Source organism: Actinoplanes sp. NPDC051537 (genome assembly GCF_055586105.1).
Genome location: NZ_JBVJIU010000016.1, coordinates 133,447 through 153,512, shown reverse-complemented (window position 1 = coordinate 153,512; position 20,066 = coordinate 133,447). Strand labels below are relative to the sequence as shown.

The following is a 20,066-nucleotide window of genomic DNA, read 5'->3' as shown; positions in this document are numbered from 1 at the left end:
GGGTAGTTCAAAACCGGCATTTGGTACGGCCGACAGGGCGTCGTAGTGTGTTCGTCATGGGCATGCTGTGCGCGGTCAGTTTCAACCGGTACGGCCGTCTCTACTACCTCGATCCGGGTGAGTTCTCGCCTCAGGTCGGCGACCGGGTGCTCGTGCCCACCGACGACGGGCCCGAGGTGGCGGAGTGCGTCTGGGCGGCGCAGTGGGTGGACGAGGAGACGACCGCGTTCCCCAAGGTCGTGGGCCTCGCGGCCGACGACGACCTGCGCCGCGACGAGCTGCTGCGCAAGCGCAAGGCCGAGGCCAAGGTCGCCGCGAAGAAGCTGATCAAGGCGCATGAGCTGCCGATGAAGGTGGTCGCCGTCGATCACGTGCTGGATCAGGCCGGCTCGGGTGGCCCGCGCACGACCATCTACTTCACGGCGCCGCACCGGGTCGACTTCCGGTCGCTGGTGCGCGACCTCGGCGCGACCCTGCACTGCCGGGTCGAGCTGCGCCAGCTGTCGGCCCGCGACTCGGCCCGGGTGCAGGGCGGCATCGGCTCCTGCGGCCGCGATCTGTGCTGCGCCACGTTCCTCACCGACTTCGAGCCGGTCACCATCCGGATGGCGAAGGACCAGGACCTGCCGCTCAACCCCCTGCGCATCTCCGGCGCGTGCGGTCGGTTGATGTGCTGCCTGAAGTACGAGCACCCGCTCTACCAGAAGTTCCAGGCGGCCGCCCCCGCCGTCGGCACCCGGGTCACCACCCCCGAGGGCGACGGCCGAGTGGTCGCCCACAGCGTCCCGCGCGACGAGGTGGTGGTGCGCATGGACGCCGACGGCTCCCGCTGCTCGTGCAGCCGCGCCTCGGTCTGCGGCCCGCGCCAGAGCCACGAGGAGCGCTACAGCGGCTAACGCACCGCGGCCGGCGGCCCGTGCGCTTGAAGCGGCGAAGAAGCTAGCTAACGCATCGAGGTCGGCGCTTGATGCGGCGAAGGGCTAGCGCACCTCGATCGGCGGCTCGATGGGGTGGACCACCAGCGGAGCGTCGGGGCGCAGCCACGACGCGTGCGGCTCCGCGTCGGGGTCGGGGGTCCATTTCTTGCAGACCTTGTCGATGCCGATGGGATGGATCGTCAGGGTGCCGTCGGCCGCGATGTGCAGGCGCAGAAAGCTCTTCGCATCCTCGATGCCCTGGCCGGCGAAGAGCTCGTTGACATTCACCTGAAACTGGCCCGCGATCAGCAGGTAGAGCGCGCACAACTGGGTGGACAGGAAGCCGATGATCGGGCCGTAGACGACCGCGGCCACGACCAGCGGGCCGGGCCAGGCCCAGTCGTGCGCCGGCAGCGCGAGCCACACCCAGGTACCGAGGACCGCGAGGCCGATCTGGGCGAAGCCGTGCCCGAGGCCGAAGAGCCAATGCCGGGCGTGATGGGCGAACGCGGCGCCCGGCGGGCGGGCGAACAGCACGGTGCCGGCCAGGATGAGGACGATCATCAGGCCCAGCGGGATGGTGAACAGGCGCTGGACGTTGCCGCCCTGGCTGGCGGCGCCGGCCATGGCCAGCATGGTCAGCGTCTGGATGATGCCGAGCATGGTGGCGAAGCCGGGGTTGCGGGCCGGCACGTTCTTGAAGACGCCCCAGCTCATCCGCCGCGAGGTGGCCGCGTCGGGGAAGCGCGAGACCAGGTCGTAGACCCGGCTGCGGCTCTTGTTGCGGGTCAGCGTCTCCTTCGGCGGGACGGTGATCTGCTCGGGCAGCTGGTGGGTGGCCAGCAGGTAGGCCCCGCCGCCACCGCAGGTGATCAGCTGCCGGTCGTCGCCCGAGTAGCGCGCGTAGTGGTGCAGATCGCCGGAGACCAGCACCCGCACGTGGGCGCCGGTCGGGGCGAGGATGGTGCGGAGGAAGTAGTCGGTGGCGTCGTACTCCTGCGGCGCGTCGGCCGCCTTGACCCATTTCGGCGACGGCGTCGCCAGGATGATGCGATCTTCCGGGCGTACGTTGCGGGCCGCGCTCTCGAAATAGAGCAACTGCGGATCATCGATGTACGCCCCGAACTGCTCGTCCATCGCGAACAGCCACCAGTTGCCGGGCAGCTTGATCGCGAAGTAGGACCGCCGCTGCTCGGTGCGCCAGCCGCCGATGTGGCCGTCCTTGCGGCGCGCGAACAGGCGCAGGAACGCGGTGAGTCCGTCATACCAGTCGTGGTTGCCGGGCAGCGCGAACAGCGCCGGCCGCGGCTGACCGGCGGGCGGCTCGGGCAGGGCCGCGCGATAGGGACCCTTCATGCGGCTCTCGTAACCGTCGCCGCTGGCCAGCGGGTAGACCTGGTCGCCACCCATCATCAGCAGCCGGCCCCGGGGCAGCTCGGCCCCGTCGACCTCGAGGCTCGGCTGGGCGAGCAGCCACGCCACCGAATAGGTCGCGTGGAAGCCGTCGCCGAGGTCGGCCACGTAGTCGAACCACATCTCGCCGTCCTCGGAGGCCGAGGCGGAGTGGTCGAACCACGAGTCGTCCAAGGAGTTCTGCAGCTCGCGCTTGTCGAGATAGGCCCCGAAGAGGATCGCCAGCAGCGCGCGCAGGCCGGTGCTGAGCAGCAGCAGGGGCGCCAGCCAGCCCACCGGGCGCTGCGGCGTGAAGCCGAGCTCCTTGGGCTCCATGCTCCGAGGCCGGGGCGGGACGACGGGCTCGGCCTCGGCCGGCCGCGAGTGGACGTCGGTCACGCCAGGCACATTAGTCCCGGGGTGCGACAGAACACAGGCGCGCCGGGTGGGGTATCCCGGTGGGGAACGTGCGGCCGTGTCCCGTACACTTATCTCTCGTTGCCGCCTTAGCTCAGTCGGCTAGAGCGACGCACTCGTAATGCGTAGGTCGACGGTTCGATTCCGTCAGGCGGCTCACTATGAAGGCCCAGGTCAACCGACCTGGGCCTTCGTCCGTTCAGCGGCGCTTGGGCGGCTCGTCCTCGACCCCGAGGACCTCGGCCATCTCCTCGAGACCTCCGGGGCTTTGCAGGTCGGGAGCGTCCAGATCCGGGCCCGGCGGGACGGCGGTGGAGGCCGGAGCGGGCGGCACGTGCGGCGCGGTCAGCATGCCGGACAGACGCTCGGACACGGCCGACCCGATCTCGTCGGCGGGGCGGGCGGCATCGAGGACCAGGTAACGCTTCGGGTCGGCGGCGGCGAGATCCAGGAACGCGTACCGGACCCGCTCGTGGAATGCCCGGGACTCGCTCTCCAAGCGGTCCTGGCCCTGGCCACGGGAGTCGACCCGGCTGAGCCCGACCCCGGGATCCACGTCCAGCAGCACCACCAGGTCGGGCTTGAGACCACCGGTCGCCCAGGACGAGAGCCAGGAGATCTCGGCTACCGGCAACGTACGGCCGGCGCCCTGGTAGGCCAGCGACGAGTCGACGTACCGGTCGCTGATCACGACCGCACCGCGCGCGAGGGCCGGGCGCACGACCGAAGCCACATGGTGGGCGCGGTCGGCCGCGTAGAGCAGGGCCTCGGCGCGCGGGGCCGGCGCGTTGCCCTTGTCGAGCACCAGGCTGCGGATGCGGGCGCCGAGCTCGGTGGCGCCCGGCTCGCGGGTCACGACCACGTCATGCCCCGAAGCCTGCAACGACGAGGCCAGGCGGCCCAACTGCGTCGACTTTCCGGCGCCCTCGCCGCCTTCGAAAACCACGAAGACGCCGGTACGCACGAAGTCCTCGTCCGGTGCGAGCGGTCGACCCCGGATCGAGCCCCACAGGTCGGCCAGCACCGGGACGCCGCGCTTGTCGTCCATCTGCCGGAACGACCCGATGCCCACCCAGATGCCGATCGCGCCCGCCACCAGCAGCACGATGCGCGTGGTGGAGACGTCGACGCTGAACGCGCCCAGGTCGACCCGGCGGGAGCTGCCCAGGCCGACGATGAAGCCGGCGAGCGTGATGGCCAGCAGCAGGACCATCCGGACGCCGATCTGGACCACCGCGAAGACCCGGCCGCGGACGGCGTCGTCCACCTCGCCGTAGAGCAGCGTGGTGCCGGCCAGGAAGGCCATGCCCGCGCCGGCGCCGACCAGCAGGGCGCCGACCAGCGCCATGGACAGGTGGAACGCGATCCCGAGGAACATCACCGAGCCGCTAGCCAGCACGATGCTCATGCCGAACCAGCGGCGCCGGGACAGCTCGCGAATGATCATCGGGCCGAGGCCGATGCCGACCGCGAGGCCCATGAAGATCACGCCGAAGAGCAGGTAGAACGCGGCCTCGCCGGCGCCCAGCGAGGTGGCGAAGGTCTTGGCCGCGCCGATCACCACGCCGCCGGCCGCGAACGCGCCGAAGATGCCCAGCACCAGGCCGCGTACGAGCGGGGTGCTCCCGATGTACTTCCAGCCGTCCAGGAACTGGCGCACCATGCTCTGCTGCGCCTCGCGCTGCCGCTCCGCGCTCTTGCCGCCGATCTCCTTGATGCCGAAGAAGACGGTGAGCGCGGTGGCGAGCCGGGAGATCGCGTTGATGTAGAGCGCGAGCTCCACCGGCTGGGCCCAGTCGGGCAGCGTCACGCCCGACTGCTGCACGCCCGCGGTCAGCGCCGAAAGCGCCAGCGCGGCCAGGATCGGCGTGATCCCATAGGTGGTGACCAGGGTGAGCTGGTTGGAGATCTCGATCCGCGACTTGGGGATCAGGTTCGGGACCGCGGCTTCCTTGGCCGGGATCCAGATCAGCGTGACCGTCTCGCCGATGAACGTGGCGATCGCGGCCCAGGCGACGGTCTGCGCGGGCGAGGCGCCCAGCAGCGGCACGATCGGGATCGACCCGTAGAAGACGAACCGGATGAGGTCGGTGATGACCATCGTGTAGCGACGGTCGAACCGGTCGGCGAAGACGCCGGCGATCGGTCCCAGCAGCAGGGCCGGCAGCAGCCGTACGGCGATCGTGCCGCCGAAGGCCGCACCCTGGCCCGCGCTGCTCTGGAACTGCGCCGCCGCGAAGATGCCCGTGGCGAGGAGACCGATCCAGTCGCCGAAGGAGGCGAGGCTCAGGACCAGCCAGAGCCGGCGGAACGGCCGGATGCGCAGGACGGAGCGCAGCGCCGCGAACCCTGATAGGTCGACAGGTCCGGTTTCGCGCGTTTCGGTGTCGATGTCCGTACCTCCCGTGATCCCTGCCAGGGAGCACTCTAACCGGCCGCCCCGACCGGCCCGGTTTCGCACGTTCGGGTGGCGGATAAATGAATGTCTTTCGCATTGCCGGATGAAGGCGCTAACGTGCTGGCGTGATTGCCGACCGCAACAAGCTCAAGCAGCGCCTCGACCGGGCGACCGGGCATCTCGAGACGCCGATCGCGGCGGTCGACCTGGCCGCGTTCGACGACAACGCCGCCCAGCTGGTCAAGCGGGCCGGTGGCAAGCCCGTCCGGCTCGCCAGCAAGTCGGTGCGCTGCCGGCAGCTGATCGAGCGGGCGCTGGCCAAGCCGGGCTGGCACGGCGTCATGGCATACACGCTGGCCGAGGCGATCTGGCTGGTCCGCGCGGGAGTCACCGACGACGTGCTGCTGGCCTACCCGACGGTGGACCGGACGGCGATCGCGGAACTGACCGGCGACCCCAAGCTCGCGGCCGCCATCGCGATCATGGTCGACCACCCGGCGCACCTCGACGTGGTCGACCAGGTGACGTCGCCCGGCAAGCGCCCGGACGTACGCCTCTGCATCGACCTCGATTCCTCCTGGAAACCCGGGCCACTGCACGTCGGCGTACGCCGCTCCCCCGTGCACTCCGCCGCCCAGGCCTCGGCGCTGGCCCGCCGCCTGGTCGCCCGTCCGGGCTTCCAGCTGGTCGGCCTCATGTCGTACGAGGCGCAGATCGCCGGCGTGGGTGACGCGCCGCCCCGCCAGGCCCTGCGCGGCGGCGCCATCCGGCTCATGCAGTCCCGGTCCTACCCCGAGATCGTCCGGCGCCGCGCCGAGGCCGTCGCCGCGGTACGCGAGCACGCCGACCTCGAGTTCGTGAACGGCGGCGGCACCGGCAGCGTCGCCGCCACCAGCGCCGACCCGGTGGTCACCGAGGTCACCGCCGGGTCCGGTCTCTACGGGCCGACGCTCTTCGACGCGTACCGGAGCTGGCAGCCCACCCCCGCCGCGTTCTTCGCGCTCTCGGTCGTGCGCCGCCCGGCGCCGCGGATCGCCACCGTGCACGGCGGCGGCTGGGTCGCGTCCGGCCCGGCCGAGCGCTCCCGCCTGCCGCAGCCCTACCTGCCGGAGGGGCTGCGGTTCAAGCCCGACGAGGGCGCCGGCGAGGTGCAGACGCCCCTGCTCGGAGCGGTGGCCGACACGCTGCGGCCCGGCGACCGGGTGTGGTTCCGCCACGCGAAGGCCGGCGAACTGTGCGAGCACGTCAACGAGCTTCAGCTGATCGACGGTGAGACAGCGGCCCCGGCCCCGACCTACCGCGGAGAGGGCCATGCCTGGCTGGGCTGACCGGCTAGGCGGTGACGTGGCGGTGCAGGTACTCCCGGATCAGAGCCTTTGCCTCGGTCAGCACGGACTCGTCGCCGTTCGTGTCCCGCCGGAACGCCAGCTTGATCAGCGCGTCCGCCGCCTCGACCGAGATCTGCAGCGCGAAGCGAAGCCGCGCCCGGTCCATCAGCTGGAACTGGTCGACCAGCAGCTCGGCCAGCCGATCGGCGATGACCGCGTTGTTGTCCCGCTCGATGTCCAGCAGGTGCACGTCCACCACGTCGCCGAAGTGCAGCGTGCGGAAGCCCGGCACGCTGCGGTGCATCTGGATGTAGACGTCGATGGCCGCGTCGACGCCGTCCCACCAGTGGGCGAACGTCTCGCTGGCGAATCGGGCGGAAAGACCCTGCAGGTACGCATCCATGTTGCGCATGGCCAACGCCTGCACGATCGCTCGTTTGTCGGGGAAGAACTGATAGACGGAGCCGATGGCGACCTCGGCTCGTTCGGCGAGCAGCGTCGTGGTCAGGCCCTCATAGCCCACCTCATCGACGAGCTCGGCGCAGGCGTCGAGCATGCGCTGGACCCGGGCAACGCTTCTGCCCTGCACCGGGACCCGCCGCAGCGGCCCGGTGGTGACGGTTGGTGTCGACACGCGTCGCCACTCCCTCTCAGCAGTGATAATCGGAACGTTACTCGGATCAACGAGCGAGAGGCATCGACGGGACGCGGAGGACACTCCACACGCCCAGTTTTGTGCGACTGTCCGCTCGTACGGAGGACAAAGCCATAATGACTACCCCCGTAATCGGCCGCCGGTGGACCAACTGGGGCGGCAACCAGCACTCTCTCGCGACCGACATCCTGACTCCTGGCACTGTCGACGAGCTCGCGGCCCAGGTCAAGGATGCGTCCGGTTCCGGACGCCGGATCAAGGCCGTGGGCAGCGGACACTCATTCACTGCCATCGCTGTGGCCGACGATCAGCGGCTCTTCCTGCATCGGCTCGCCGGTCTCGTGTCGATCGACGGGTCGCTGGTGACCGTGCAGGCCGGCATGCCGCTGCACGCCCTGAACGCGCTGCTCGCCGAGCACGGTCTGGCGATGCCCAACCTCGGCGACATCGACCAGCAGACCGTCGCGGGGGCGATCTCGACCGGTACGCACGGCACCGGCGCCGGGCACTCCACCCTCGCCTCGTGTGTAGAGGGTGTCAAGTTGGTGACCGGCTCGGGCGAGGTGCTCGAGGTGACCAAGGATGACCCGATCTTCCCGGCCGCGCGGCTCGGGCTCGGGGCGCTGGGCATCCTGGTCGAGGTGACGCTGCGCTGCACCGAGGCCTTCACGCTGCTGGCCGACGAGCGGCCGATGGCGCTGACCGAGGTGCTGGCCGGCCTCGACGAGTGGATCCCGGCCAACGAGCACGTCGAGTTCTACTGGTACCCGTACACCGACCGGGCCCAGCTGAAGATCAATAACAAGGTGCCGGCCAACGACCGGCCGTTGTCGCGGTTCCGCGGCTGGATGGACGACGAGTTCCTCTCCAACACGGTCTTCGGGGCGGTCTGCCGGCTCGGCAAGGTGGCGCCGGGCACGGTGCCGACCATCTCGGCGGTCGCCGCCCGCGCGCTCACCGCCAGGACCTACACCGAGCGCTCCGACCGGGTCTTCTGTACGCCGCGGCGGGTGCACTTCACCGAGATGGAGTACGAGATCCCGCGTACCGCCCTGCCCGAGGTGATCGAGGCGCTGCCCCGCGTGATCGAGTCCATGCCGTTCAAGGTCCAGTTCCCGGTCGAGGTGCGCTTCACGGGGCCGGACGACGTCTGGCTCTCGCACGGCTACGGGCGCGAGTCCGCCTACGTGGCCGTGCACCAGTACACCGGGGTCGACTACGAGCCGTATTTCCGGGCCGTCGAGGCGGTCTGCCAGCCGCTCGGCGGGCGGCCGCACTGGGGCAAGCTGCACTACCGCTCGGCCGCCGACCTGCGGCCCGTCTACGAAAAGTTCGACGACTTCGTGGCCGTGCGCGACCGCCTCGACCCGGCCCGGGTCTTCACCAACGACTACCTGGACCGGGTGCTCGGCGCGTAATCCCTACTCGGCGGAGGCCGTCGCCTTCTTGGGGGCGGCCTTCTTGGCCGCGGCCTTCTTCGCCGGCGTCGCCTTCTTCGCCGCCGCCTTCTTGGCCGGGGCCTTCTTGGCCGCGGCCGGCTCGGCGTTCTTGGCCGGCGCCTTCTTGGCCGCCGCCTTCTTCTTCGGCGCCGGGCCCTTGGCCCGCTTCTCGGCCAGCATCTCGGAGGCCTGCTCGACCGTGAGCTCCTCGGGCGTCTGACCGCGCCGCAGGGAGGCGTTGTACTCCCCGTCGGTCACGTACGGCCCGAAGCGGCCCTCCTTGATGATCATCGGCTTCTCGGTGACCGGGTCCGGGCCCATCTCGCGCAGCGGCGGCTTGGCCTCGCGACGCTGCCGGGTCTTCGGCTGCGCGAGCAGGGCGAGCGCCTCGTCGAGGGTGACCGTGAACAGCTTGTCCTCGTTCTCCAGCGACCGGAAGTCGTTGTCGCGCTTCACGTACGGCCCGTACCGGCCGTTCGCGGCGAGGATCTCGTTGCCCTCCGGGTCCTTGCCCAGCGTCCGCGGCAGGGTGAGCAGTTTGAGCGCCTGCTCGAGGGTCACCGTCTCGGGCGACTGGCTGCGGAACAGCGAGGACTTGCGCTCGCCGGCCTGCACGTACGGTCCGAAGCGGCCCGACTTGAGCTGGACCGACTCGCCGGTGGCCGGGTCGTCGCCCAGGGAGCGCTCGCCCCCGCCGCCGAGGTAGAGCTCGTTGACCTTCTCGGGGGTCAGCTCGTCGGGCGCGACGCCCTCGGGGATCGAGACCCGGTCCTCCGGCAGCTCCTCGGTGGCACCCGGAAGCTGACGCTGCAGGTACGGCCCGTAGCGGCCGACCCGGACCACGACCTGGCGGCCGTCCTCGTCGAAGAAGAGCGGGATCGAGTTGACCGAGCGCGCGTCGATGGCGCTCAGGTTCTCGGTCACCATCTTCTTCAGGCCGCCGGCCGCGGCGATCGTGTCCTCGGCGCCGGCCGTCTGGCTGCCGAAGTAGAAAGAGGTGAGGAAGTCCAGCGCCGCGTGGTCGCCACCGGCGATGTCGTCGAGCTGGGTCTCCATCGCGGCGGTGAAGTTGTAGTCGACCAGCCGGGGGTAGTGCCCCTCGAGCAGGCCGATCACCGCGAACGCCAGGAACGACGGGATCAGGGCCTGGCCACGCTTCTCGACGTAGCCGCGGTCCTGGATGGTCCGCATGATCGACTCGTAGGTCGACGGGCGGCCGATGCCCAGCTCCTCCAGCGCCTTGACCAGCGAGGCCTCCGTGTAGCGGGCCGGCGGCGAGGTGTGGTGCCCGGCCGCGGCCAGCTCCTCGGCGGTCAGCGGCTGGTCCTTGACCAGGGTCGGCAGGCGGCGCTCGGCGTCCTCGGCCTCGGCGTTCTCGTCGTCGGACGACTCGACGTAGGCGCGCAGGAAGCCCGGGTCGGTGATCGTCTTGCCGGACGCGGCGAAGTCGACCTCCTCGCCGGAGGTGGAGATGGCGCGGATCCGGACGCTCACCGAGTTGCCGACGGCGTCGGTCATCTGCGAGGCGATCGTGCGGCGCCAGATCAGCTCGTACAGCTTGAACTCGTCGGTCGACAGCTCGTTGGCCACCTCGCCCGGCGTGCGGAAGTTGTCGCCGGCGGGGCGGATCGCCTCGTGCGCCTCCTGCGCGTTCTTCACCTTGCCGGTGTAGCGGCGCGGCTGCGGCGGCACGTTCGACTGGCCGTAGAGCTCGGCGATCTGCCGGCGGGCCGCGGTGAGCGCGGTCTCCGACAGGTTGACCGAGTCGGTACGCATGTAGGTGATGAAGCCGTTCTCGTACAGCCGCTGCGCGGTGCGCATCGTCTGCGAGGCGGAGAACCGCAGCTTGCGGGCCGCTTCCTGCTGGAGCGTCGAGGTGATGAACGGCGCGTACGGCCGGCGGCGGTACGGCTTCTCCTCGACCCGGGTGACCCGGAACGGGCGGTCCTCGAGACGGGCGGCCAGGCCACGTGCGCCGGCCTCGTCGAGGTGCACCACACCGGCGCCGGGCTTGACCTTGCCGGTGGTGGGCTCGAAGTCGCGGCCGGTGGCGATCCGGTCGCCGTCGAGGGCGATCAGCGTGGCCGGGAAGGTGCGCGGGCCCTCGACCTGCCCCTGTACGGACAGGGTGGCGAGGATGTCCCAGTACTCGGCGGTGCGGAACGCCATGCGCTGCCGCTCACGCTCGACCACGATGCGCGTCGCCACGGACTGGACGCGCCCGGCGGAGAGGCGGGGCATCACCTTCTTCCACAGGACCGGGCTGACCTCGTAGCCGTAGAGACGGTCGAGGATGCGCCGGGCCTCCTGCGCGTCGACCAGGTCGCGGTCGATCTCGCGCGGGTTGGCCACCGCCGCCTGGATGGCCGGCTTGGTGATCTCGTGGAAGACCATCCGCTTGACCGGGACCTTGGGCTTGATCGTCTCGACCAGGTGCCAGGCGATCGCCTCGCCCTCGCGGTCCTCATCGGTGGCGAGGAAGATCTCGTCGACCTCCTTCGCCAGCTTCTGCAGCTTGGCGATCTGTTGCTTGCGGTCCTGCGAGACGACGTAGAGCGCGTGGAAGCCGTTGTCGACGTCGACGCCTAGTCGCGCCCACGACTCGCCCTTGTACTTCGCGGGCACGTCGGCGGCGTTGCGTGGCAGGTCGCGGACATGACCGAAGGAGGCCTCGACAAAATAGTCGGGCCCCAGGTAACCGGCGATCGTCTTGGCCTTCGACGGGGACTCGACGATGACCAGACGGATCGTCCTGGTGTCATTCGGCACGGCACTCCCAAACTTCACACTCAGCGTTCCGCCATCTGGACATGCGGAGCACAGACTTTCAACGTAACGCGCCGGAGGAGCACACATTCCCCGGGAACCCCGGAGTCGGATGGTAACGGTCCGGCCACCGCATGCGTCCGACGGCGACACCGTACACCGCGAACATGCGGTCGTGTCGCACACAATCCAGGAAGATCACGCACCTGCGCCGTCGGGCCACCCGTCCGCGGGCGCCGCGCCGGGCCGTTCGCCGACCAACTCGGCGAGGCGCCGGAGACGTCGCTTGCCCACTATTAAATAGTGTCGCCCATCGTCCGACAGGCGGCCGGCCAGACCGACCCGGACCAGGGCGGCATCGATCGCGACCAGGTCTTTGACCCCGCCTCTACCCAAGCCTGGTCCGACGGACGGCGGAGCCAGGCCGCTACCCAAGCCTGGTCCGACGGACGGCGGAGCCAGGCCTCTACCCAAGCCTGGTCCGACGGACGGCGGAGCCAGGCCGAGGCCCAAAGCGTAGCCGCCGGCGACCGGCTCACCGGCCGCGGCGACCCAGAGACGCAGGCGCGGCCCGGAGAGAAACAGCTGGGCGGTCGCCTCCGGCCAGGCCCGGGCGAGGGCATTCAATCGACTGGAGTACGCCGTGAGCACCTCAAACCTCGGCCGGTGCTCCTGTTCTGCCCCTTCCTCCTCGGGTTCGTCCCCTTCTGTCTCTTTGTGAAGTGCCCTTTCCGTGTCGGGCTCGACCGGGGGTGTCGGCCGGTCGGGCTGCTCCTCGCCATGCGGGCGCCGGCCGGCCGTGAGAGAGAGCTCCCCTGGGACAGGAAGGTGCCGGCCGGCGCTCGGATCTTGGCGATCTCTCCGGCCATCCTCCAGAAGATCGCCGCCGGGCGGCTCATCCGCAGGGGACGAGTCGGGCCACTCGTCGGGGTCGGGGTAGACGTCGTCGAGCGGGTCGGCAACCGGCTCGTTTTCGGGGGGCTCCGACCGTACGGGCGCCGGCTGCTCTTGCTCTTGATCGTGATCTTGAATTGGGCGCCACTGGACCGTGAGCCCGCGCGCCACCAACTCGGCGACCAGGACGTGGACCCGCCACGCGGCATCGACCTCGACCGTGACCCGGGCCGTGCCGCCCATCCGGCCCAGGCGGCCCGGCCCGGCCAGCAGACCGGCCAGATCGGCGGGCGACGGCTCGGTGGTCTCGGCCCCGAAGAACGGGAGCTGACGGCCCGGATCGGGATGATGCGGACGCGGAAGCGGGCGACGCTTGGCCGCCGGAACGGGCGCGGGCAGCACCTCGCGCGGGATGAGCGGCCAGCCCGTCTCGGTCATCTCACCGGCACTCGGTCATCGTGGCCGCGCTCACCGGCACTCGGGCACTTCGTCGAAGGCCTCTTGCAGCTCGGTCGAGTTGAGCTTGCTGGTGTCGAGGCTGCTCGCCTTGTAGTCGGCGTTGAGCTGGTCGACCACCTTGCCCACCTGCTCGTAGAAGGCCTTGGCCGGGGCCGGGGCCAGCCCGTCGATGCCGGTCGCGGCCCGGCCGTAGGCGTCGCGCATCGAGGCCAGCGAACCGGTGAAGCCGGCGGCGATCTGCTTGCCGTTGTCGACGTCGGGCACGCCCGCCTTGACCACGCCGGCCCGCGCTTTCTCGCTCGCGTCCTTGGCACCCATGAAGAGGCGGCTCAGATTTTCCTTGGCCTGACCGGGGGTGGTCGCGATCTCCATCTGCTGCTGCGCGCGGTTGGTCAGCGAGCCGATCTCGGTGCGCCAGGGGCCCAGCGTCGTGCACACCGACGCTGCCCAGGCCCGGGCGCCGTGCGCGCCTCCGCAGGCCGCGACGCTCAGCACGAGCGCGACCGTGAGCACTACCGAAAGAGGACGGGCCGCACGCATGGGAAGCAGCGTACGGCCCGGGTATGACAACCTTCCATGGTGCCGGGGCACCCGTTACGGATGCCCCGGCAATCCGTCAGGCGCTGACCTTTTCCGACGGCGTCGAGTTGTCCACGGGGGTGTCGTCGCCCATCGAGATCGGCTTGCGCTTGCTGATCACGACCGCCACGACCACGATCGCGGCCGCCACGACGGCGATGGTCACCCGCAGCGGGGTGTTGGCGTCCTTGCCGATGCTCCAGCTCACGACGGCCGGGGCGATCAGCAGCGAGACCAGGTTCATCACCTTGAGCAGCGGGTTGATGGCCGGGCCGGCGGTGTCCTTGAACGGGTCACCCACGGTGTCGCCGATGACCGTCGCGGCGTGCGCCTCGGAGCCCTTGCCGCCGTACGAGCCGTCCTCGACCAGCTTCTTGGCGTTGTCCCAGGCGCCGCCCGAGTTGGCCAGGAAGACCGCCATCAGCGTGCCGGTGCCGATCGCACCGGCCAGGTAGGACGCGAGCGCCCCGGCGCCGAGGCCGAAGCCGACCGCGATCGGGGCCATGATCGCCAGCAGACCGGGGGTGAGCAGCTCGCGCTGCGCGTCCCGGGTGCAGATGTCCACGACGCGGCCGTACTCGGGCCGCTCGGTGCGGTCCATGATGCCCGGGTGCTCGCGGAACTGGCGGCGAACCTCCATCACGACCGCGCCGGCGGAGCGGGAGACCGCGTTGATCGCCAGGCCGGAGAAGAGGAAGACCACCGCGGCGCCGATCAGCAGGCCGACCAGGCTACGCGGGTTGGCGATGTTGAGCAGGCCGAGGATCTCGGCGCCGACATCCTTGATCCCGGCGTCGGCCAGCGAGCTGGCCAGGCTGTTCGTGTACGAGCCGAACAGCGCCGTGGCGGCGAGGACGGCCGTGGCGATCGCGATGCCCTTGGTGATCGCCTTGGTCGTGTTGCCCACCGCGTCGAGCTCGGTGAGGATTTGCGCGCCCTTCTCGTCGACGTCGCCGGACATCTCGGCGATGCCCTGCGCGTTGTCGGAGATCGGGCCGAAGGTGTCCATCGCGACGATGACGCCGACCGTGGTGAGCAGGCCGGTGCCGGCCAGCGCGACCGCGAACAGCGACAGGGTCAGCGACGAGCCGCCGAGCAGGAACGCGCCGTAGACGCCGGCGCCGATCAGCAGGGCCGAGTAGACGGCCGACTCGAGGCCGACGCTGATGCCGGCGAGCACGACGGTGGCGGCGCCGGTCTGCGACGACTTGCCGATGTCCTGCACCGGGCGACGGTTGGTCTCGGTGAAGTAGCCGGTCAGCGCCTGGATGGCGGCGGCCAGCACGATGCCGATCACGACGGCCCCGATCGCCACGAAGCGCGGGTCGCGCCCGCTCTCGACGATGCCGGGCGCGATGGCGTTGTCATGGAAGTCCGCGAAGCTGCTCGGCAGGTAGATGAAGCTGACCACGGCCACGGCGATCGCCGAGAGCACGGCCGAGATGTAGAACGCCCGGTTGATGGCGGTGAGGCCGTTCCGGTCGGACTGACGCAGCCGGGTGATGAAGACACCGACGATCGCGATCACGACGCCGATCGTGGAGACGATCAGCGGGAAGATCAGGCCGTCCTGGCCGAATGCGGCCTGGCCCAGGATCAGGGCGGCGACCAGGGTCACCGCGTACGACTCGAACAGGTCGGCGGCCATGCCGGCGCAGTCACCGACGTTGTCGCCCACGTTGTCGGCGATGGTCGCGGCGTTACGCGGATCGTCCTCGGGGATGCCCTGCTCGACCTTGCCGACCAGGTCGGCGCCGACGTCCGCGGCCTTGGTGAAGATGCCGCCGCCGACCCGCATGAACATGGCGAGCAGCGCGGCGCCGAAGCCGAAGCCCTCGAGCACCGTCGGCGCGTCGTTCTTGAAGATCAGGACGACCAGCGCGCCGCCGAACAGGCCCAGGCCGACCGTGAGGAAGCCGACCACGCCGCCGGTGCGGAACGCGATGCCCATCGCGGTCTCGCGACCGCCCTCCTCGCCGGCGGCCGCGGCCACCCGCAGGTTCGCCCGCGTCGCCAGGGCCATGCCCGCGCCGCCGATGAACGACGAGAAGACCGCGCCCACGATGAAGAAGAGCGAGCGACCGATCTTGACCCATACCTCGTTGTCGGTGTCGTGCACCGGCAGGAGGTAGAGCAGGACGACCGCGATGACGACGAAGATCGCCAGAGTTCGGAACTGGCGGAACAGGTACGCCGAGGCGCCCTCCTGCACGGCGCCGGCGATCTCCTGCATGTTCTTGGTGCCACGCCCGGCCTTGAGTACCGACTGGACGAACATCGCGGCGAAGGCCAGCGCGACGAGCGCGAAGACCAGCGCGACGATGATGAATGTGACGTTTGAACCGCTCAGGGACACTCCGCCCGCGGCAGAAGTTATCAAGGTCCCGGACATCAATGTCCTCCTGTACAACGACCGCACCCGTGGCGACGGACGAGACCGCCCGGGCGCATCCCCGCTACCGGGGGAGACGACAACTGGGCCCCGCGGACGCGGGACCAGGAGCAGTAGCTGATAACTCGCGTACTGTATCGGCCGGTCGTGGTGGTGGTCACACCCGGCTCCGGCCGTGTCGTGGTGATGTTCGCCGCTGTGTTAGCGCAGCGCCAGGGGGCCAAAGATCTTTTTTGATCTTTAGGAGGTCATCTCCGCTGCACCGGCCACACCATTCGGACCTCTGTCCCCGGACCGTCGTCGACCGGACGAACCTGCAGGTCATCGACAAATCCGGCGAGCAGGGCGAAGCCCACGCCGGTGGTGAGCGCCTCGTCCGTCAAGGACTCGTCGGCGAGCTCGTCCGGCGGCAACTTGGCCAGTCCGACGCTCGCCTCGATCGGGGCATGATCGATCACTCGAACCGCGTATGAGTCCGAATCAGACATTTCGACCGTCACGAGGTCGGGGAGGCCGTACTGGTTGTGCAGGGCCACGGCCCGCGTGCACGCCTCGCCGATCGCGAGCCGCACCTCGTCCAGCAGTTCCTCGGCGACCCCCGCGCGGCGGGCCACCGCCACGCCGACGAGCCGTGCCGTGCGGACGTGCACGGGCGCCGGCGAGAAGGACAGCCGAACCGTCGCCATCACGAAGTCGGACCGCTGCCGTCGCCGTCTTCGGTCGCCGCCTCGATCGTGGGGTAGATCGGGAAAACCTGGTCCAGCGCGGTGATCCGGAAGATCTTCAGCAACGGTTCCTTGGAGCAGACGAGCCCGAACGTGCCGTTCGCGACCCGCAGCCGTTTCATCGCGCCGACCAGCACGCCGAGACCGGTGGAGTCCAGGAAGTCGACGCCGCCGAGGTCGACGACCACGTTGCGGGCGCCCGCGTCGACCAGCTCGACGAGGCGCTCACGCAGCCTCGGAGCCGTGTAGACGTCGACCTCGCCGCCCACCTCGAGCACCGTGTGCTCGGCGACGGTCCGAGTCGCAAGGGACAGCTCCATCGCTCCTCCTCCCGATCTACTCAGCGAATCTAACCACCGACGGAGTTTGGCCGACGCATGGCACCCTCCCGTCGTACCCGTTTGAGGTTGCGCCCATACCGGTGTAACAGTGCTGGACGTGACGTCAACGGCATCCTCGCTCCGGCTCTCCTCGCCCGCCGTGACCCACTTTCTCTCCTCGCCCGCCGTGACCCACATCGAGCGGGTGCCGGCCCGGGACGGGGTGACCGGGGACTGGCCGTCGTGGGCGCCGGCCTCGCTCATCACCGCGTTCGGGCACGCCGCGCCGTGGGCTCATCAGGTGCGGGCCGCCACGCTGGCGTTCGACGGCGCCAACGTCGTGCTGGCGACCGGGACCGCGTCGGGCAAGTCGCTGGGATATCAGCTGCCGGTGCTGAGCCGGCTGCTGACCGATCCGCGCGCGACGGCGCTCTACATCGCGCCGGCGAAGGCGCTGGCGGCGGATCAGTTGCGCGCCGTCGCCGGTTTCGGTCTTCCGGAGGTACGGCCGGCCACGTACGACGGTGACACGGCGCGCGAGGAACGGGAGTGGATCCGCCAGTACTCGCGTTACGTCCTGACAAACCCCGACATGTTGCATCATGGGATGCTTCCCGGCCACGAGCGCTGGGCGACGTTCCTCCGCCGGCTCGCCTACGTGGTGATCGACGAGTGCCACACGTACCGCGGCGTGTTCGGCTCGCACGTGGCGCACGTGCTCCGGCGTCTGCGCCGGGCCGCGGCCCGCTACGGCGGCTCGCCCACGTTCATCCTGGCGTCGGCGACATCGGGCGATCCGGCCGGCGCCGCCTCGCGGCTGATCGGCCTGCCGGTCACGGCCGTCACCGAGGACACGTCGCCGCGCGGGGCGACCACCTTCGCGCTGTGGGAGCCGCCGCTCGTCTCCTCGGACCCGGAGCTCCCGCCCACCCGGCGCTCGGCGCTGCGCGAGACAGCCGACCTGCTGACCGACGCGATCGTGGCCGGCACGCGGACGCTGGCCTTCGTGCGGTCGCGACGCGGGGCCGAGGTGGTGGCGGCGGTGACCCGGCGGCAGCTCGACGAGGCCGTGCCCGGGGTCGGGCTCGGCGAGCGCGTGGCGGCGTACCGGGCCGGCTACCTCAAGGAGGACCGGCGGGCGATCGAGCGGCGGCTGCTGTCGGGCGACCTGCTCGGGCTCGCCTCGACCAACGCGCTGGAGCTCGGCGTCGATCTGGTCGGGCTGGACGCGGTGCTGATCTGCGGCTACCCCGGCACGCGAGCGTCGCTGTGGCAGCAGGCCGGGCGGGCCGGCCGGGCCGGCGGGGAGGCGCTCGCGGTGCTGATCGCCCGGGACGATCCGCTGGACACCTACCTCGTGCACCACCCGTCGGCGTTGTTCGGGCGCCCGGTCGAGGTGACGGTGCTCGACCCGGCCAACCCGTACGTGCTCGGCCCGCAGTTGTGCTGCGCCGCCTCCGAGGCCCCGCTGACCACGGCCGACATCGAGCTCTTCGGCGGCGACGTGGCGCGGGCCGCGGTCGACGCCCTGACCGAGTCGGGCGCGCTGCGGAAGCGCCCGTCCGGCTGGTACTGGACGCACACCGGCCGCCCCGACGTCGACCTGCGCGGCACCGGCGGCGCCCCGGTCCAGGTGGTGGAGTCGTCGACCGGCCGCCTGCTCGGCACGGTCGACGCCGGCTCGTCCCACGTCATGCTCCACACCGGCGCGGTCTACCTGCACCAGGGCGTGACGTTCATCGTCGACGAGCTCGACCTCGACGACGCGGTCGCGCTCGTGCACCAGGAGGACCCGGACTGGTCGACGCACGCCCGCGACGTGACGGACCTGGCGGTGGTCAACGTCCGCTCGTACGTGGACGCCGGCCCCGTGGGCCTGTTCCTCGGCGAGGTCGACGTGACCAACCAGGTGGTCTCCTACCAGCGCCGCCGCCTCGGCTCGGGCGAGCTGATCGACACCCGCCCGCTCGACCTGCCGGTGCGCGAGCTGCGCACGGTCGCGGTCTGGTTCACGGTCTCGCCCCGAGCCCTGGAGGCGGCCGGCGTCACCCCACCCGACTTCCCCGGCGCCCTGCACGCCGCCGAACACGCCGCGATCGGCCTGCTGCCGCTGATGGCCACGTGCGACCGCTGGGACATCGGCGGCCTCTCCACGGCCAACCACGCGGACACCGAGGCCCCCACGGTCTTCGTCTACGACGGCCACCCCGGCGGCGCCGGTTTCGCCGAGCGCGCCTACGCCACCGCCGCCGAGTGGCTGCGCGCCACCCGAGAGGCCATCGCCGCGTGCGCGTGCGAGACCGGTTGCCCGTCCTGCGTCCAGTCCCCCAAGTGCGGCAACGGCAACAACCCCCTCCACAAGCCCGGCGCCGTCTCCGTCCTCGACGCCGTCCTCGCCGCTTTGTCGTCGGCCCCCGCCCCCTACCCCGCGCCCTTGCCCACCCCGCGGCCGGCCACCGATCCCGCTCAGCCCACGCCCCCGCCTTGGCCGGCCGCCGATCCCGCGCACCCCACGCCTCCGCCTCGGCCGGCCGCCGATCCCGCTCACCCCACGACGCCGTAGACCGGTCCCGCCCGCGCACCCGCCGCCGCCCGCCGCACCATGCCCGGCATCGGCCGCACCTCGACCTCGGCCCACACGACCACCTCGAGGCCGTCGACCGCGCAATAGGTCATCCGCCCGCCGTTGGCCACCGCGAACCGCGCGGCCCGCCCACACGCCTCCCCCTCGCCGTAGATCGCATGCGCCGCCCCCGCCAGCGCCGCCAGGTCGGCCGCGCTCTCCGCCCGATGCCGCCCCACCCGCGCGGTCCCCACCGACGTGCCGGCGAGCCCCGCCAGAACCAGCACCAGTCCGACCGCCAGCAAGAAAATTGACGCCGCTCCCCGATCGCCGTCCCCGATCGATCTCATGCGCCCGCCTCCGGCTCGCGCGCCCATCGGTCTCATGCGCCCGCCTCCGGCTCGCGCCCCCATCCGTCTCATGCGCCCGCCCTCGGCTCGCGCCCCCATCCGTCTCATGCGCCCGCCTCCGGCTCGCGCGCCGCCACCGCGCGGCCCTCCACGGTGATCGCCGGAAGGTGCGCGCCCAGCAACCGAACCGGCGCCCGCACCACCACCGTCACCGTCTCGGTCCCCGCGCCGACGTCGATCTCCGCGCCCGCGGGCGCCACCCGGACCGCCGCCGCCGTCGCGGCCTCGCCCCGGGCGCCGGCCAGCGCGCCCTCCCGCGCCGCGTCGACGCACTGCCCCTTGGCCGTCACCGCCGCGACCGCGGTGAGCCCGGCGAGGAGCAGCATCATGAGCGCCGGGGGGGGGGGGGGGGGGGGGGGGGGGGGGGGGGGGAGGGGGGGGGGGGGGGGGGGGGGGGAGGGGGGAGACATCC

15 protein-coding genes, 1 tRNA gene and 1 pseudogene are annotated in these 20,066 nt (G+C 71.0%); 5 read left to right on the top strand and 12 right to left on the bottom strand.

The genetic code is table 11. The features are described 5' to 3' along the window. Positions 1-56: 56 nt before the first annotated feature. Entirely contained in the window at positions 57-896 is an 840-nt protein-coding gene (locus tag ACZ6TB_RS34645) for a PSP1 domain-containing protein (protein ID WP_465561734.1), read from the top strand. A gap of 84 nt (positions 897-980) precedes the next feature. On the opposite strand, the gene ACZ6TB_RS34640 is transcribed toward ACZ6TB_RS34645, so the two are convergent. Further along, complete coding sequence (locus ACZ6TB_RS34640) at positions 981-2,708, bottom strand: metallophosphoesterase (RefSeq protein WP_465561732.1); 1,728 nt, start codon at positions 2,706-2,708, stop codon at positions 981-983. Positions 2,709-2,809: 101 nt separating this feature from the next. On the opposite strand from ACZ6TB_RS34640, the gene ACZ6TB_RS34635 reads away from it, so the two are divergent. Then, positions 2,810-2,883: transfer RNA gene (locus ACZ6TB_RS34635), tRNA-Thr, on the top strand. Positions 2,884-2,925: 42 nt separating this feature from the next. Here the strand turns inward: ACZ6TB_RS34635 and tmk are convergent. Continuing rightward, positions 2,926-5,145, bottom strand: a complete 2,220-nt coding sequence (gene tmk / locus ACZ6TB_RS34630; protein WP_465561961.1) for a dTMP kinase — start codon at positions 5,143-5,145, stop codon at positions 2,926-2,928. A 104-nt stretch (positions 5,146-5,249) separates the two neighbouring features. Between tmk and ACZ6TB_RS34625 the strand changes: the two genes are divergently transcribed. Continuing rightward, the gene (locus ACZ6TB_RS34625) at positions 5,250-6,452 is read left to right on the top strand and encodes an amino acid deaminase/aldolase (protein ID WP_465561730.1); all 1,203 of its coding nucleotides are present in this window, start codon (positions 5,250-5,252) and stop codon (positions 6,450-6,452) included. Positions 6,453-6,456: 4 nt separating this feature from the next. Here ACZ6TB_RS34625 and ACZ6TB_RS34620 read toward each other — a convergent pair whose 3' ends face one another. Continuing rightward, on the bottom strand, positions 6,457-7,086 hold the full coding sequence (locus ACZ6TB_RS34620; RefSeq protein WP_465561728.1) for a TetR/AcrR family transcriptional regulator: 630 nt from the start codon (positions 7,084-7,086) through the stop codon (positions 6,457-6,459). 137 nt (positions 7,087-7,223) lie between these two features. On the opposite strand from ACZ6TB_RS34620, the gene ACZ6TB_RS34615 reads away from it, so the two are divergent. Beyond that, the gene (locus ACZ6TB_RS34615; protein WP_465561726.1) at positions 7,224-8,525 is read left to right on the top strand and encodes a D-arabinono-1,4-lactone oxidase; all 1,302 of its coding nucleotides are present in this window, start codon (positions 7,224-7,226) and stop codon (positions 8,523-8,525) included. A gap of 3 nt (positions 8,526-8,528) precedes the next feature. Here ACZ6TB_RS34615 and topA read toward each other — a convergent pair whose 3' ends face one another. The 7 genes and pseudogenes from topA to ACZ6TB_RS34580 form a co-directional block, all read right to left on the bottom strand. After that, positions 8,529-11,315, bottom strand: a complete 2,787-nt coding sequence (gene topA / locus ACZ6TB_RS34610; RefSeq protein WP_465561724.1) for a type I DNA topoisomerase — start codon at positions 11,313-11,315, stop codon at positions 8,529-8,531. 195 nt (positions 11,316-11,510) lie between these two features. Continuing rightward, positions 11,511-12,344 carry a hypothetical protein gene (locus tag ACZ6TB_RS34605; RefSeq protein ID WP_465561959.1) on the bottom strand — a complete coding sequence of 278 codons (834 nt, stop codon included), beginning with the start codon at positions 12,342-12,344 and terminating at the stop codon, positions 11,511-11,513. After that, positions 12,336-12,644: pseudogene (locus ACZ6TB_RS34600) on the bottom strand (hypothetical protein); the annotation flags it as partial. The gene ACZ6TB_RS34605 and the pseudogene ACZ6TB_RS34600, both read right to left, overlap by 9 nt. 30 nt (positions 12,645-12,674) lie before the next feature. Next, positions 12,675-13,205 (bottom strand): hypothetical protein, encoded by a 531-nt coding sequence (locus tag ACZ6TB_RS34595; RefSeq protein WP_465561722.1) that lies wholly within the window; start codon positions 13,203-13,205, stop codon positions 12,675-12,677. A gap of 76 nt (positions 13,206-13,281) precedes the next feature. Beyond that, a complete protein-coding gene (locus ACZ6TB_RS34590; protein ID WP_465561720.1) occupies positions 13,282-15,636 on the bottom strand; it encodes a sodium-translocating pyrophosphatase in 2,355 nt (784 codons plus the stop codon). A gap of 248 nt (positions 15,637-15,884) precedes the next feature. Further along, positions 15,885-16,325, bottom strand: coding sequence for an ATP-binding protein (locus ACZ6TB_RS34585; RefSeq protein ID WP_433299930.1), 441 nt, complete (start codon positions 16,323-16,325; stop codon positions 15,885-15,887). After that, positions 16,322-16,681, bottom strand: coding sequence for an STAS domain-containing protein (locus tag ACZ6TB_RS34580; RefSeq protein WP_465561718.1), 360 nt, complete (start codon positions 16,679-16,681; stop codon positions 16,322-16,324). The genes ACZ6TB_RS34585 and ACZ6TB_RS34580 overlap by 4 nt, the downstream gene beginning before the upstream one ends. A gap of 160 nt (positions 16,682-16,841) precedes the next feature. Between ACZ6TB_RS34580 and ACZ6TB_RS34575 the strand changes: the two genes are divergently transcribed. Beyond that, positions 16,842-19,244 carry a DEAD/DEAH box helicase gene (locus ACZ6TB_RS34575; RefSeq protein WP_465561957.1) on the top strand — a complete coding sequence of 801 codons (2,403 nt, stop codon included), beginning with the start codon at positions 16,842-16,844 and terminating at the stop codon, positions 19,242-19,244. On the opposite strand, the gene ACZ6TB_RS34570 is transcribed toward ACZ6TB_RS34575, so the two are convergent. Both ACZ6TB_RS34570 and ACZ6TB_RS34565 read right to left on the bottom strand, forming a co-directional pair. Then, positions 19,226-19,594, bottom strand: coding sequence for an Rv3654c family TadE-like protein (locus ACZ6TB_RS34570; protein WP_465561716.1), 369 nt, complete (start codon positions 19,592-19,594; stop codon positions 19,226-19,228). The two genes, ACZ6TB_RS34575 and ACZ6TB_RS34570, sit on opposite strands and share 19 nt — an antisense overlap. A gap of 104 nt (positions 19,595-19,698) precedes the next feature. After that, positions 19,699-19,983, bottom strand: coding sequence for a TadE family type IV pilus minor pilin (locus tag ACZ6TB_RS34565; protein WP_465561714.1), 285 nt, complete (start codon positions 19,981-19,983; stop codon positions 19,699-19,701). Between the last annotated feature and the right edge of the window lie 83 nt (positions 19,984-20,066).

What these genes read in the sequence shown, in the direction of transcription:
- ACZ6TB_RS34595 (WP_465561722.1), bottom strand. Translation starts at nt 13,205, where the DNA reads ATGCGTGCGGCCCGTCCTCTTTCGGTAGTGCTCACGGTCGCGCTCGTG.
- ACZ6TB_RS34565 (WP_465561714.1), bottom strand. Translation starts at nt 19,983, where the DNA reads ATGATGCTGCTCCTCGCCGGGCTCACCGCGGTCGCGGCGGTGACGGCC.
- ACZ6TB_RS34645 (WP_465561734.1), top strand. Translation starts at nt 57, where the DNA reads ATGGGCATGCTGTGCGCGGTCAGTTTCAACCGGTACGGCCGTCTCTAC.
- ACZ6TB_RS34615 (WP_465561726.1), top strand. Translation starts at nt 7,224, where the DNA reads ATGACTACCCCCGTAATCGGCCGCCGGTGGACCAACTGGGGCGGCAAC.
- ACZ6TB_RS34570 (WP_465561716.1), bottom strand. Translation starts at nt 19,594, where the DNA reads ATGAGATCGATCGGGGACGGCGATCGGGGAGCGGCGTCAATTTTCTTG.
- ACZ6TB_RS34590 (WP_465561720.1), bottom strand. Translation starts at nt 15,636, where the DNA reads ATGTCCGGGACCTTGATAACTTCTGCCGCGGGCGGAGTGTCCCTGAGC.
- ACZ6TB_RS34580 (WP_465561718.1), bottom strand. Translation starts at nt 16,681, where the DNA reads ATGGAGCTGTCCCTTGCGACTCGGACCGTCGCCGAGCACACGGTGCTC.